The sequence below is a fragment of the Micromonospora sp. HK10 genome (assembly GCF_000982955.1).
GTDB lineage: Bacteria > Actinomycetota > Actinomycetes > Mycobacteriales > Micromonosporaceae > Micromonospora.
In genome coordinates this window covers 37,143-51,757 of sequence record NZ_KQ058663.1, presented here as the reverse complement: position 1 = coordinate 51,757, position 14,615 = coordinate 37,143, and the positions used below count along the sequence as shown (strand labels likewise).

General features: G+C 75.6%; 6 protein-coding genes. 1 reads left to right on the top strand and 5 read right to left on the bottom strand.

Features of this window, described 5'->3' with window-relative positions; genetic code table 11:
* Positions 1-5,080, bottom strand: a 5,080-nt coding sequence (locus tag LQ51_RS02230; RefSeq protein ID WP_046562937.1) for a type I polyketide synthase, incomplete at its 3' end; no start/stop codon positions are given.
* Positions 5,081-5,277: 197 nt separating this feature from the next.
* On the opposite strand from LQ51_RS02230, the gene LQ51_RS02225 reads away from it, so the two are divergent.
* Complete coding sequence (locus LQ51_RS02225) at positions 5,278-6,459, top strand: cytochrome P450 family protein (RefSeq protein ID WP_082159229.1); 1,182 nt, start codon at positions 5,278-5,280, stop codon at positions 6,457-6,459.
* Between the two features lie 59 nt (positions 6,460-6,518).
* Here LQ51_RS02225 and LQ51_RS02220 read toward each other — a convergent pair whose 3' ends face one another.
* From LQ51_RS02220 to LQ51_RS02205, 4 genes are all read right to left on the bottom strand, one after another.
* Positions 6,519-7,859: an NAD(P)/FAD-dependent oxidoreductase gene (locus LQ51_RS02220; protein ID WP_046562926.1), complete on the bottom strand. Its 1,341-nt coding sequence runs from the start codon at positions 7,857-7,859 to the stop codon at positions 6,519-6,521.
* A gap of 11 nt (positions 7,860-7,870) precedes the next feature.
* Entirely contained in the window at positions 7,871-8,131 is a 261-nt protein-coding gene (locus LQ51_RS33205; protein ID WP_046562925.1) for an acyl carrier protein, read from the bottom strand.
* A gap of 65 nt (positions 8,132-8,196) precedes the next feature.
* Positions 8,197-13,533 carry a type I polyketide synthase gene (locus LQ51_RS02210; protein WP_197087503.1) on the bottom strand — a complete coding sequence of 1,779 codons (5,337 nt, stop codon included), beginning with the start codon at positions 13,531-13,533 and terminating at the stop codon, positions 8,197-8,199.
* Between the two features lie 41 nt (positions 13,534-13,574).
* A complete protein-coding gene (locus tag LQ51_RS02205) occupies positions 13,575-14,615 on the bottom strand; it encodes a ketoacyl-ACP synthase III family protein (RefSeq protein ID WP_046562924.1) in 1,041 nt (346 codons plus the stop codon).

The window sequence follows — 14,615 nt, the reverse complement described above, 5'->3', positions numbered from 1 at the left end:
CGTCGGGGGTGATGCCGTGGTGCCGCCACACGGCGGCCAGGCCGGTCATCACGGCGAACAGGACCGGCTGGACCACGTCGACGCGGGTCAGCCAGTCGGGGTCGTCGTCGTGCAGGACGCTGTGCAGGTCCCAGTCCACGTAGGGCCGCAGGGCCGTCGCGCAGGCGTCGAGGTGGGCGGCGAAGACCGGGCTGTGTTGGGCGAGTTCGCGGCCCATGCCGAGCCACTGTCCGCCCTGGCCGGGGAAGACGAACACGGTCCGGCCGTGGTGGGTGGCGGTGTGTTGGAGCAGGGCGGGGTGTGGGCGGTCCTCGGCGAGCGCCCGCAGCGCGTCGACCGGCTCGTCGTCGGGCAGCACGGCGGCCCGGTGGTGGAAGGTGGCGCGGCTGCCGATCAGGGTCGCCGCGACCCGGTCCTGGTCCAGGTCGGGGCGCTCCTGCGCGTACCGGGCGAGGTTGGCGGCCTGCGCGCGCAGCGCGGCCGCGGTCTTCGCCGACAGCAGCCACGGCAGCGGCACCCCGGGCTGCGGTGCGGCGGCGGCCGCCTCGGCCGGGTCGGCCGGCTCGTCCGGGGTGGCGTCCTCACCGGCCTGCTCGGCCACCGGGTGCTGCTCGATGATCAGGTGCGCGTTGGTGCCGCTGATGCCGAACGAGGAGACCCCGGCGCGGCGCGGCCGGTCCCGCTCGGGCCACGGCGTCGGCTCGGTGAGCAGGGCCACCGCGCCGGCCGTCCAGTCCACGTGCGGGCTGGGCGCGTCGACGTGCAGGGTGCGCGGCAGCAGGCCGTGGCGCATCGCCTGGACCATCTTGATCACCCCGGCGACACCGGCGGCGGCCTGGGTGTGCCCGAGGTTCGACTTGACCGACCCCAGCCAGAGCGGCCGGTCCGCCGGCCGGTCCTGCCCGTACGTGGCGAGCAGCGCCTGCGCCTCGATCGGGTCGCCCAGCCGGGTGCCGGTGCCGTGCGCCTCGACCGCGTCCACGTCCGCCGGGCCGAGGCCGGACGCGGCGAGCGCCTGCCGGATGAGCCGCTCCTGGGACGGCCCGTTCGGGGCGGTGAGGCCGTTGCTGGCGCCGTCCTGGTTGACCGCCGAGCCGCGGATCACGGCGAGCACCTGGTGTCCGTTGCGCTGCGCGTCGGAGAGCCGCTCCAGCAGGATCAGGCCGACGCCCTCACCCCACGCCGTGCCGTCGGCGGCCTCGGCGAACGGCTTGCACCGGGCGTCCGGAGCCAGCCCGCGCTGGCGGCTGAACTCGATGAACATGCCGGGCGTGGCCATCACGGTGACGCCGCCGGCCAGCGCCATGCTGCACTCGCCCTGGCGCAGCGCCTGGGCGGCCAGGTGGATCGCCACCAGCGAGGAGGAGCAGGCGGTGTCCACGGTAACCGCCGGGCCCTCGAAGCCCATCGAGTACGCCAGCCGGCCCGAGGCCACGCTGGTGGTGCTGCCGGTGAGCAGGAAGCCCTCGTAGCCCTCCGGCGCCTGGTGCAGCCGGGGCCCGTAGTCGAGGAAGGTCGCGCCGACGAAGACGCCGGCGCGGGAGCCGCGCAGCCCGGTCGGGTCGATGCCGGCCCGCTCCAGGGTCTCCCAGGCGGTCTCCAGCAGCAGCCGCTGCTGCGGGTCCATCGCCGCGGCCTCGCGGGGGCTGATCCCGAAGAAGCCCGGGTCGAAGTCGCCGGCGCCGTAGAGGAAGCCGCCCTCGCGGACGTAGCTGCTGCCGGCGCGCTCGGCGCTCGGGTCGTAGAGCGCGTCGAGGTTCCAGCCCCGGTCCGTCGGGAAGCCGGAGATCGCGTCGACCTCCTCGGTGAGCAGCCGCCACAGCTCGGTCGGTGACTCGGCCCCGCCCGGGTAGCGGCACGCCATGGAGACGATGGCGATCGGCTCGTCGCTCACCGCGGCCGGCAGGTCGCCGGCGCCCGCCCGTGCCCCGCCGACCAGCCGGGTACGCAGGTGCGCCGCGAGCGCCTCCGGGGTGGGGTGGTCGTAGAGCAGCCCGACCGGCAGGCTCAGCCCGGTGGCGGCGGCCAGCCGGTCCCGCAGCTCCACCGAGAGCAGCGAGTCGAAACCCAACTCCTTGAAGGTGCGGCCGTCCGCGACGGTCTGCGCGGTGACGTGCCCGAGGACGATCGCCACGTGGGTGCGGACCAGGTCGAGCAGCACCCGCTGCTGGTCGGCCTCGGCGAGGCCGGCGAGCCGGTGGGCGAGCGGGTTGCCCGGCGCGCCCCCGGTGGGGGTGGCCGGCGCCGGTTCCGCCGGCACCGGGGCGGCCGGTTCGGCCGGCGGCGCGCTCCGGGTCGGGGTGGCCACCCCGTCCAGCCAGTACCGCCGCCGCTGGAAGGCGTAGGTGGGCAGCGGCACCCGGCGCGGCGCCGGGCCGCCCGGCCAGGCCAGCACGGCCGGCCAGTCGACCGGTACGCCCCGCACGTACGCGGCGGACAGGGCCAGCAGGACGGAACGGGTCTCCGGCAGCCGGGGCCGGAGCAGGGCCAGGAAGGTGGCGCCGCCCTCGGGCAGGCACTCCCGGCCCAGGCCGGAGAGCACCCCGTCGGGACCCACCTCGATGAAGGTGCGGACGCCCTGCTCGTGCAGGGTGCGTACGCCGTCGACGAAGCGGACCGCGTGCCGGACGTGCCGCACCCAGTAGCCGGGGTCGGTGAGGTCCGCCGGGTCGGCGACCGCGCCGGTCAGGTTGGACACGATCGGGATGGCCGGCGGGGCGAAGTGGAGCTGTTCCGCCACGGCCCGGAAGTCCTCGAGCATGGCGTCCATGTGCGGCGAGTGGAACGCGTGGCTGACCCGCAGCCGCTTGGTTCGCCGGCCGCGCTCCCGCCACTGCTCGGCGAGGGCGAGGACGGCGTCCTCGTCGCCGGCCACCACGGTCGAGGTCGGACCATTCAGGGCGGCCACGTCGACCCGCCCGCCGGCGGGCAGGCTGGCCCGTACCTCGTCCTCGGTGGCCTGCACCGCGACCATCGCGCCGCGCTCGGTGAGCGCCTGCATCAGGCGGCCGCGGGCGGCGACCAGCGCGGCGGCGTCCGGCAGCGACAGCACGCCGGCCACGTGCGCGGCGGCCAGCTCGCCGACGGAGTGGCCGAGCAGCAGATCCGGGGTGAGCCCGGCCTGCTCGACCAGCCGGTACAGCGCCACCTCGACGGCGAAGAGCGCGGGCTGGGTGAAGCCGGTCCGGTCCAGCAGCGCGGCGTCGGCGGAGCCCTCGGGCGCGGCGAGCAGCTCGCCGAGCGGCCGGGGCAGGTGCGGGTCGAGTGCGGCGAGGACCTCGTCCAGGGCCCGGGCGAACGCCGGTACGACGGCCCGCAGCTGCTGGCCCATCCGGACCCGCTGGCTGCCCTGCCCGGAGAAGAGGAACGCGACCCGGCCGGGGTCGGTGGCCGTGCCCCGCACCACGGTCGCCGCGGGCTCGCCGTCGGCGAGCGCGGCCAGCCCGGCGCGCAGCGTGTCCGGGTCACCGTCGTCGGCCACCAGCACCGCCCGGTGCGGGAACGCGGCCCGGGTGGTGACCAGGGAGTACGCGATGTCGCGCGGCGGGTCGGCGGGGCCGTCCGCCAGCCGGTCGAGCAGCCGGCGGGCCTGCCCGCCCAGCGCGGCGTCGTCGCGGGCGGAGAGCACCCAGGCGGTCGGTCCGGCTGCGGCGGGCGCCGGCACCTGAACCACGTCCTCGCCGGCCGCGCGAGCCGGTTCGGGGGTACGGCCGCGCCGCCCCCGGCGCTCGCCCGCGCCCCGCCGTGGCCGGTCCGGTCCGGCGGGCGCGGGCTCGGGCTCGGGGGCGGGCGGCTCGGTCAGCACCAGGTGGCAGTTGGTGCCGCCCATGCCGAAGGAGCTGACCCCGGCGACCAGTGGCGCGCCCGGGTGCGGCCAGTCGCCCAGCTCGGTCTGCACCCGCAGGCGCAGCTCGTCCAGCGGGATGTCCGGGTTCGGGGTGGTGAAGTTGAGGCTCGGCGGCAGTTGCCGGTGCCGGATGCTCAGCGCCGCCTTGATCAGGCCGACCACCCCGGCCGCGCCCTCCAGGTGGCCGACGTTGGTCTTGGCCGAGCCGACCGCCAGCGGCGCCCCGGTCCGCGCCGACCCGAGCGCCGCGCCCAGCGCGGCAGCCTCGATCGGGTCGCCGACCCGGGTGCCGGTGCCGTGCAGCTCGACGTACTGGACGGTGGCCGGGTCGACGCCGGCGTTGGCGTACGCCTCGGTCAGCATCCGCTGCTGGGCGGCGACGCTGGGCACGGTGAGCCCTTCGGTGGCGCCGTCGTTGTTGACCGCGCTGCCGCGGATCACGCAGTAGACCGGGTCGCCGTCGGCCAGCGCGTCGGCCAGCCGCTTCAACACCACCACCGCGCCGCCCTCGCCCCGCACGTAGCCGTTGGCGCGGGCGTCGAAGGTGAAGCACCGGCCGTCGGGGGAGAGGCCGCCGAAGCGGGCCGAGCGGATGGTGCTCTCCGGCACGATCATCAGGTTCGCGCCACCCGCCAGGGCCAGCGAGGACTCGCCGCTGCGCAGGCTGGCGCAGGCCATGTGCACGGCGACCAGGGAAGACGACTGGGCCGCGTCGATGGTGAGGCTCGGCCCGTGCAGCCCCAGCGTGTACGACACCCGGTTGGCGATGATGCTGCGGTGCGTGCCGGTGACGCTGTGCTGGCCGATCACCTCGGTGCCCTGCCGGGACAGCAGGGTGGCGTAGTCGTCCCAGATCGCGCCGACGAAGACGCCGGTGCGGCTGCCGCGCAGGGTGCCGGGCACCACCCCGGTGTCCTCCAGCGCCTCCCAGGCCAGCTCCAGCATGAGCCGTTGCTGCGGGTCCATGGCGCTGGCCTCGCGGGGCGAGATGCCGAAGAAGTCGGCGTCGAACTCGTCCACCCGGTCCAGGAAGCCGCCGTGCCGGATCGCGCCCGGGTCGTCCCAGCGGTCCGCCGGCGTCTCGCCGATGGCGCTGCGCCCGTCGCGCAGCAGCCGCCAGAAGGCCGACGGGTCGGGGGCCTGGGGCAGCCGGCAGGACATGCCGATCACGGCGATCGCCGCGCCGGCCGGGTCGGCGGGCTGCGGGACGACCGGGTCGTGGTCATGCTTCATGCGGATCACTGCCCCTCACTCGGCCTCGTACGGACGCCGTCGGCGCACCCGGGGGTGGCACCGGCGCCCGGCGCGCTGGACAGCGTGCCCACGGCCCCCAACGGCGGCCTTGTCGGTCGTTAAAGCCGTTCCTGACCGGCCCGGGCCGGGCCGGTCAGCTTTGCCTCCCCTTTAGTCGGCGCGCCGACGATGGCGGGATGACGCCGTCACCCGAGCTGAAGTCGAAACCCCCGAGCCTGACCGACGCCCCGGTCCTGGGGCGCACCGCGCCGGTGCGGCAGATCGCCCTCCCGCACGGCGCTCTCGCCTGGCTGATCACCAACGGCGACGAGGTCCGGCAGGCCCTCGCCCACCCGCACCTGATCAAGGACGGTCCGCTGGAGGGCGGCTATCCCGGCCTGCCGCCGGAGCTGGCCCTGGCGATGAGCAGCGACGTCCTGCACAGCAACCCGCCGGATCACGGCCGGCTGCGCAAGCTGGTCAGCGCCGCCTTCACCCGCCGCCGCACCGACGCGCTGGCACCGCGGATCCAGGAGCTGACCGACGGGCTGCTGGACGCGTTCGCCGACCGGGACGAGGTCGACCTGGTGCCCGCGTTGACCTTTCCGCTGCCGTTCCAGGTGATCGCCGAGCTGCTCGGCGTACCGGCGGCCGATTCGGAGATCTTCCAGGGCTGGGCCAACACCATCACCCAGGGCACCCTGGCCCGGCCCGAGGAGTTCATCGGCGCCGCCACCAGGCTGGTCGAGTACGCCCGCACGCTGATCGAGCGCAAGCGCCGGGAGCCGGCCGACGATCTGCTCTCCGGTCTGGTCGGGGTCAGCGACGGCGGGGACCGGCTCAGCGAGGACGAGCTGACCTCGATGGTGTTCCTGATGCTGATCGCCGGGCACGCCACCACCACCAACCTGATCGGCAACGGGGTGCACGACCTGCTCACCCATCCCGAGTCGCTGGCCGCGGTGCGGGCCGACCCGGAGCGGCTGCCCACCGCGATCGAGGAGTTCCTCCGCTACGAGGCGCCGCTGCGGATGGCCACCCCGCGCCGTGCCGCCGAGGACGTGTCGATCGGCGGGGCCACCATCCCGCGCGGGGAGATGGTGTTCATCTCGCTGGTCGCGGCCAACCACGACCCGGCGCTCTTCGCCGAGCCGGAGCGGTTCGACATCGGCCGGGAGAAGAACGGCCACCTGTCCTTCGGGCACGGGCTGCACCACTGCATGGGTGCCCCGCTGGCCCGGCTGGAGGCGCGGATCGCCATCGGCACGCTGCTGGCCCGGTTCCCGAAGCTGCGGCTGGCCGTGCCGGCCGAGCAGCTCACCCGGCAGACCAGCATCCTGATGAACGGCTGGGAGTCGCTGCCGGTCGCGTTGCGCTGACCGACCCCGCAACCGCCGAAGCCCGGCCCGGATCTCCCGGGCCGGGCTTCGACGTCGGATCAGGCGGTCGCGGCGGGGGCGCGCAGCGTCCCCAGGTACGGGTGCCAGAGGTGGTCGGGGTTGTTCTCCACCGCGGCCACCGCCTCCCGCATGGCCACCAGCGCCTTCGGCTCCTCGTCGTCGTAGACGTCGCCCTGGAGCATCTTCAGTACGTCGATGCGGTAGCGCGGGTCCTGGACGAAGGCGGTGAAGAGCACGTTGAGCCGGTAGTAGATGGAGATGAACTCGTACCAGTAGCGCACGCCCCGGCGCAGCTTCTCCTCGTACCCGGCGAACCGGGTCTTGGCGTAGTCGCCGGCCCGGTGGGCGGCGATGATGTCCTTGGCCGCGATCCGGGCGCTGTTCAGCGCCACGCTCACCCCGCTGGAGAAGATCGGGTCGACGAACCGGGCCGCGTCGCCGATCAGCACGAACCGGTCGCCGCAGATCTCCTTCATGGAGTAGCTGTAGTCGCCCTCGGCCTTGAACGGGCGGACCCGCTGTGCGTCCTGCAACGCCTTGTGCAGGTCCGGCCGGCTGGACAGGAAGTCCCAGAAGAACGCCTCCCGGTCGGTGTTGGCCTCGGCGAAGAGCTTCTTCTGGGTGACCACGCCGACGCTGGTGATGGTGTCGGTGATCGGGATCTGCCACACCCAGGTGTCCTTGATCGGCAGGAAGTGGACGAAGATGTAGTCCTCCTTCTCCGCCGACGGCGCGACCGCCGCCCGGTCCAGGCCCTCGAACCAGGTGTGCACGGCGTACTGGTTGAAGACCGGGTCGGAGACCTTGTACCTGAGCTGCCGGCCGAGCAGCGTGCTGCGGCCCGAGGCGTCCACCACCATGCCGGCCCGGAACGGCACCTCGCGGGGGCCGAACCGGACCGTCAGCGCCACCGCCTCCGGGTCGGCGAAGTCCACGTTGAGCACCCGCGCGCCGGAGAAGACCTTCGCGCCGCGGCTCTCCGCGTGCTTGAGCAGGATCAGGTCGAACTTGCCCCGGTCGACGTGGAAGGTGTAATCCCGGTCGACGCCCGGCTGGTCCCGCTCGACGAACATCACCTCGGCGGCGCGGAAGTCGTGGTCGAGGCCGGTGAAGCCGTTGTGCGGCACGTTGCGCGACTCGGCCGACGTCCAGGCCGCGCCGTACTTGCGCGGGAAGCCGGCCGCCTCGACGTCGTCCAGCACGCCGATCTCGGAGAGCACCGGGGTGGTGGCCGGCACCAGCGACTCGCCGACGTGTTCCCGGGGGAACAGCTCGCTCTCGAACACCACCACCGACAGGCCGGCTCCGGCCAGGTAGGAGGCGACGGTCGAGCCGGCCGGCCCGCCGCCGATCACCGCCACGTCGTAGTCCACGCTCATCTCCGGCCTCCTCAGTTCCGTGTGCTCGTCAGGCTGCCGACCAGCGCGGCGATGGTCCGGATGCTCCGGAAGTTGGCCGCGTCGATCAGCTGTGGCGGCACCGGGGTGCCGAGCCCGTCGCGGATGTAGTTGAGCAGCATCGCCGTCTTCAGCGAGTCGAGGATGCCCAGCTCCAGCAGCGGGGTGTCCTCGTCGATGTCGTACGGCGCGTCCTGCGCGAGGTTCTCCTTGATGAAGGTCGTCAACGCGGCGCTGACGTCGTCCTCGGACACGGTTCTCTCCTCTCCTGGGGGGTGCCGGTGGCGCCCCGGCGGGGCGGGCCGGGGGTCGGGGGCGGTCACGGCTCGGCGCCGGCGGAGGCGGCGCTGAGTGCGTCGACCAGGTGCTCGGCGATCGCCGAGACGGTGGGCTGGTTCCACAGCAGGGTGGCCGGCACCGGGCGGCCGAACCGCTTCTCCAGCCGCCGCCGGATCACCAGCGTCATCACCGAGTCGAGTCCCTGCTCCAGCAGCGACCGCCGCAGGTCCAGCTCGGACAGGGGCAGCCGCATCTCGGCGGCGATCTGGGTGCCCACCTCGGTCTGCACGGTGGCCCGCAGCTCCTCCGGCGGCAGGTCGGCGAGCTGGACCACGGACGCCCGGTCGGCCGTCCCGTCGCCGGCGTCCGCCCCGCTGGGCAGCCCGGCCAGCAGTGGCGGCCGGTCGGTGGTCGGACCGGCCGGCAGCACCCGCAGCACCGCCAGGTGCCCGCCGCCGTGCCGGTGGGCGTGCTGCCAGGCGGCGAACGCCTGCTCGGGTTCGATGGCGGCCACCGCGCGGGCCTTCAGCTCGTTGTCCACCACGGCGTTGACCGCCATGCCCTGCCCCTGCCAGGAGGTCCACCCGAAGCTGGTGGTGTCGTCGGCGCCGAGCGTGCGGCGGTGGCTGGCCAGCGCGTCGAGGAACGCGTTGGCCGCGCCGTAGCTGGCCTGCCCGGCCAGCCCGAGCAGCTGGCCACAGGAGGAGAAGAGGGTCAGGAAGTCGACGCTGCCGGGCGGGAAGAGCCGGTGCAGCGCCCAGGCCCCGTCGACCTTCGGGCGCAGCACCCGGCGCAGCGAGTCCTCGTCCAGGTTGGCGGCGAAGCGGTTGTCCAGCACGCCGGCGAGGTGCACCACGCCGCGCACCGGGGGCAGGCCCAGCGCGTCCGGGTCGAGCAGCGGGCGCAGCGCGTCGGCGTCGGCGACGTCGACGGCGAGCACGCGTACCGTGACGCCGCGCGCCTCCAGCGCGCGGACCCGGGCGATCCGGTCGCGGGTCGCCGGGTCCGGGCCGCCGTCGTCGGCCGGCCGGTCCCAGCGGGCCCGCGGCGGCAGCCCGGCCCGGCCGGCCAGCACCAGGCGGCGGGCGCCCTGGTCGGCCAGCCAGTCGGCGACGGCCAGGCCGAGGGTGCCCAACCCGCCGGTGACCAGGTACGTCCCGTCCGGCCGGCAGCGCAGCGGCGGCCGGACCGCGGGCCGGTCCAGCGGCGCCAGGCGGGCCACCGAGGTGCCGGTGCCGCGCGGGGCGAGCACGTCGTCTCCGGTGGTGGCGCCGAGCAGGCCGGGCAGTGCGTCCAGCCCGCCCTCGTCGGCCGGGTCCAGGTCGATCAGGCCGCCCCAGAGCTCGGGATGTTCGGTGGCCAGCACCCGGCCGAGCCCCCACAGTGGCGCGTCGGCCAGCGCCGCCGGGTCCGCGGCTTCCCGGACGCCCCGGGTCACCGCCCACAACCGGGGGAAGGCGCTCCCGTCGCCGCCGGCGAGGACCTGCGTGACCTCGGTGAGCAGCCAGGCCTGCCGGGCGGCCGCGGCCGGCACGTCGGCGTCGCCGCCGGGCAGCACCAGCACCACGCCGGACGGGTCCGGCGCCGGCGCGAGCCGGGCCAGCGCGGCGGCGTCGGCCACCGCGCGTAGCGGGACGCCCGCGCCGGTGATCCGGGCGGTGACCGCCCCGGCCAGCGGTCCGGCCCCGCCGACCAGCACCACCTCCCGGGGCGTCCGCTGCTCGGCCGGCGCCGGGTAGGGCGTCCAGGCGATCTCGTAGACCAGGTGCTCGGGCCGTACGGGCGCGGTGACCGGCCCGTCGAGGATCCCGAAGCGCACCCCGCGCAGCCGGGCCAGCACGGTGCCGGCGGGGTCGGCGACGGTGACGTCGGCCCGGTCGGGGGCGTCGCCGTCGACCCGCACGTCGATCCTCGCCTCCGCCGGCGGTGCGCCGCTGATCGTCACGGTGTCGACGCCGGCGACCACCCGCAGCACGGGCGGGCCGCCGAACGCGGCCGGCGCGGCGGAGAGCGCGGCGTCGAGCACCGGGGCCCAGGTCGCCGCCGGGGCGGGCTGGTCGACCCGGACCCGGGCGCGCAGCACGCCGTCGCCCTGGGCCAGCTCGCGCACCCGCCAGGAGAAGGCCATCGACGGTACGCCCACCGCGGCGAGATGGTCGGTGACCAGGCTCGGTTCGCCGGGCGTCAGCTCGCCCGGCCACCCGGCGGTGTCACCCAACCCGGCGGTGTCGCCCGGACCGGCGGTGTCGCCCGGACCGGCGGTGTCGCCCGGACCGGCGGTGTCACCCGGACCGGCGGCGTCGGCGGCACCGGTGGCAGCGGCGGCGGGGGCGGGCGCGGATGCCGGGCGGAGCGCCGCCGAGGCGTGCACCTGCCAGGCGGCGTCGTCCCCCGCGGCGGGCCGGGAGGCGAGCCGCACCGCGCCGTCCTCGGCGACGACCTGGATCTCCCGGGGGTCGGCGGTGGGCAGCGGGACGCGCAACGCCACGTCGCTGAGCACCGGCGGCCGGCCCTGGTCGGCGCCGGCCCGCAGGAACGTGTTCAGCAGCACGGCCGCCGGCACCACCTCGGTGCCGTGGATGGTGTGGTGACCCGGGTAGGGGCGGCTCTCGTCGTCCAGCCGGGTCCGCCACAGCCCCAGCGCGGCGCCGGCCACGCTCAGCGGCGTACCGACCAGGGTGTGGCTGTCCGGGTCGTGGCCCATGCCGCCGCCCGGCCCGCCGGACGGCGCGTCCCGCCAGTGCCGGCGGTGCTGCCAGGGGGTCAGCGGCAGGTCGACCAGGGTGCCGGCCGGCTGCAACCGGGCCCAGTCCACCGGGATGCCGTGGCAGTGCGCCGCGCCCAGGTTGGTCAGGAAGGTGGCCCGCTCGGGATAGTTGCGCCGCAGCGTCGAGCCGACGAAGGTCCGGTCGAGGTCGGCGAGGGTCTCGCCGATCGAGTGCGCCACCACCGGGTGCGCCGAGATCTCCACGAACGCCCGGTGGCCGTCCTCCGCGGCCGCCGCCACGGCGTCGCCGAGGCGTACCGGGTTGCGCAGGTTGCCCGCCCAGTAGGCGCCGTCCAGCGGCGCGGTGCCGCGCGGGTCGGCCAGTGAGGTGCGGTACATCGGCACCACCGGCACGGCCGGGGAGAGGTCGCCGAGCGCGGCGGCCAGGTCCGGGCAGAGCGGGTCCATCTGCGGGCTGTGGAACGCCACGTCCGAGTTGACCCGCCGGACCAGCAGGCCCTCGGCCTGCCACCGGTCCCGCACCTCGGCCACCGCGTCCGGGCCACCGGCGATCACGGTGGAGGCCGGCGAGGCGGCGATCGCGGCCACCACGTCGGTCCGGCCGGCCAGCCGCCGCTCCGCCTCGGCGAACGGGATCGCGGCCATCGCCATGGCGCCCGCGCCGGCGACCCGGCGCAGCAGGATCGACCGCCGGCAGCTCAGCCGCGCGCCGTCGGCGAGGCTGAGCCCGCCGCAGGCCACCGCCGCGGCGATCTCGCCGACCGAGTGGCCGATCACCGCGGCCGGACTCACCCCGTACGCCCGCCAGACCGCGGCCAGGCCGACCTGCGTCGCGAAGATCATCGTCTGGATCCGGTCCACCGCGCCGAGGTCACCGGAGCTGAGCACCTCGCGCGGGGTGAAACCGATCTCGGCCTGGAAGAACGGGGCCAGCTCGTCCATGACGGCGGCGAACGCCGGCTCCTCGGCGAGCAGCCCCTGCCCCATCCCGGACCAGTGCGAACCGTGGCCGGAGAAGACCCAGACCGGGCGGGGGCCCCGGTCGCCGGCGCCGGGCAGGGCCCGCCCGGTGGCGACGTGCTGCGCCTGTTCGCCGCGGGCCACGTGGCGCAGCCGGGCGACCAGCTCGGACCGGTCGGCGGCCACCACGGCGGCCCGGTGCTCCAGCTGGGCGCGGCGGCGGGACAGGGTGTGTCCGAGGTCGGCCGGCGACAGCTCGGTCCTGTTCTCCAGCAGCTCGACCAGGTCGCCGGCGTGCCGGCGCAGCGTCTCCGGCGACCCGGCGGAGAGCGGGAAGAGCAGCCCGGCCGGCCCGTCCGGTGCCGGTTGCGGGTCGGGCGCCTGCTCGAGCAGGACGTGCGCGATGGTGCCGCCGTACCCGAATCCGGACACGCCGGCCCGGCGCGGGCCGGGCCGGGCCGGCCACGGCTGGTGCTCGGTGACCACCCGCAGGCCGGCGTTCGTCCAGTCGATCGCCGGGTTGGGCGTCTCCAGGTTGAGGCTGCGCGGGATCTCGGCGTGCCGCAGCGCGAGGATCGCCTTGATCAGGCTGGCCACCCCGGCGGCGGCCTCCAGGTGGCCGATGCTGGCCTTGACCGACCCGATCAGGCACGGCTCGCCGGGCTGGCGGCCGGCGCCGTAGACCGCGCCGAGCGCGCCGGCCTCCAGCGGGTCGCCCAACCGGGTTCCGGTGCCGTGCGCCTCGACGTAGTCCACCGAGGTCGGTGCGACGCCGGCCTGCCGGCAGGCGCGGACCAGCAGCTGCTCCTGCGCCTCCCGGCTGGGCGCCATGATGCCGTTGGTCCGCCCGTCCTGCTGCACGGCGCTGCCGCGGATCACCGCCAGCACCCGGTCGCCGTCGCGTTGCGCGTCGGCCAGCCGCTTGAGCACCAGTACGCCGCAGCCCTCGCCGCGGCCGTAGCCGTCGGCGGCGGCGTCGAACGACTTGCACCGCCCGTCCGGCGAGGTCGCCCCGGCGGCGTCCAGGGTGAGGGTGAGGCCGGGGGCGAGGATCAGGTTGACCCCGGCGGCGATCGCCAGCGAGCTCTCCCCGGTACGCAGGCTCTGGCAGGCCAGGTGCACGGCGACCAGCGAGGCGGAGCAGGCGGTGTCCACGGCGAGGCTGGGCCCGCGCAGGTCCAGCGCGTAGGAGATGCGGTTGGCGACCGCGCACATGGCCGCGCCGATGCCGGTCCACGCCTCGATCCGGGGCAGGTCCTCGAGCAGCCGCCGCCCGTAGTCGTCGGAGCCGACCCCGACGAAGACGCCGGTGTCGCCCCCGGCCAGGCGGCGGGCCGGGATGCCGGCGTGCTCCAGGGCGTTCCAGGTGACCTCCAGCAGGATCCGCTGCTGCGGGTCCATCAGCTCCGCCTCGCGGGGCGTGACGCCGAAGAACTCGGCGTCGAAGCCCTCGACGTCGCGCAGGAACGCGCCGTGCCGGGTGGCCCGGCGCAGCGCCGCGGCGTACTCCGGCCCCAGCTCGCGGTAGTGGTCCCAGCGTTGCTCGGGCAGCTCGCCGATGCCGTCCCGGCCGTCGCGCAGCAACGTCCAGAAGCTGTCCGGGGAGTTGACGTCGCCGGCCAACCGGCAGCCCATCCCGACCACGGCGACGGCCGCCGCGGGCGGCGTGCCGCTGTTCGCATCGAACACCGGATTCCTCTCCTTCGGGGTGGACCGGTCGGCGGCGTCGGTCACTGCCAGGCCGGTGCGTGGATGATCTGGACGACGGCGCAGGAGACCGTGACGCCCGGCCCCACGCCGAGCATCAGCAGGTGGTCGCCGGGGCCGAGCTGTCCGGTGCCGATCAGGTGGTCCAGCGCGGCGACCTGGTCGCTGGCGCCGAGGTGCCCGAGCCCGCGCCCCCAGTCCCAGGTGGACGCCGACAGCGGCAGGCCGAGCGCGGCGGTGCAGCGCTGCTCGACGATCTCGCGGGAGTAGTTCATGTAGGCGACCCGGGTGACGTCGCTGATGTCGATGCCGGCCTCGGCGAGGGTGCGGTCGACGACCTGGAGGGTCTGCCGCTGGATGTCCATCAGCACGGCGGTGCCGGCGCCGCCCTGCAGGGCGGCCCGGCGGAACTCGGCGCTGCGGGCGGTGAAGTCCAGCGGCCGCGCGGCGGTGGGTCCGGGTGGGAAGAGCGGTTCGCCGGCCCGGTGCAGCTCCTCGGCGTCGGCGACGGTGACCGAACCGACGGCGAGCAGCCGGGCGAAGCTGGGCCGGGTGGTCAGCACCAGGGCGCTGCCGGCGTCGCCCATCAGGTAGCCGGGGCCGCCCAGCCAGCGGTCGATCATCGGGGTGCCGAAGTTGTCGGCGGCGACGAGGAGGGCGGTGTGGCGGTCGGGGTGGGCGTGCAGGTAGCTGGCGGCGAGTTCGAGGGCGGTGAACATGCCGTTGCAGCCGTGGTGGAGTTCGACGGCGAGGCAGGTGCCGCCGGTGAGGTGGTGTTGCAGGTAGTACTGGGGTTGCCAGCCGTCGGGGCCTTGGTGCCAGGAGTCGGCGTAGAGGAGCAGGTCGAGGTTGGTGGGTGGGTGGTGGGCGCGGGTGAGGGCCTGGGTGGCGGCGTGTAGGGCCATCTGGGGGGCGGGGGTGTCGCCGGCGACGGCGGCGCCGGTGAGGCCGTGCAGGTCGACCTGCTCGGCGGGGTAGTGGCCGTCGGCGACGGCCTGTTCGACGCTGACGATGTCGGGTAGCCAGACCCCGATCCCGCTGATGAACGTCTCCGGCGTACGCAC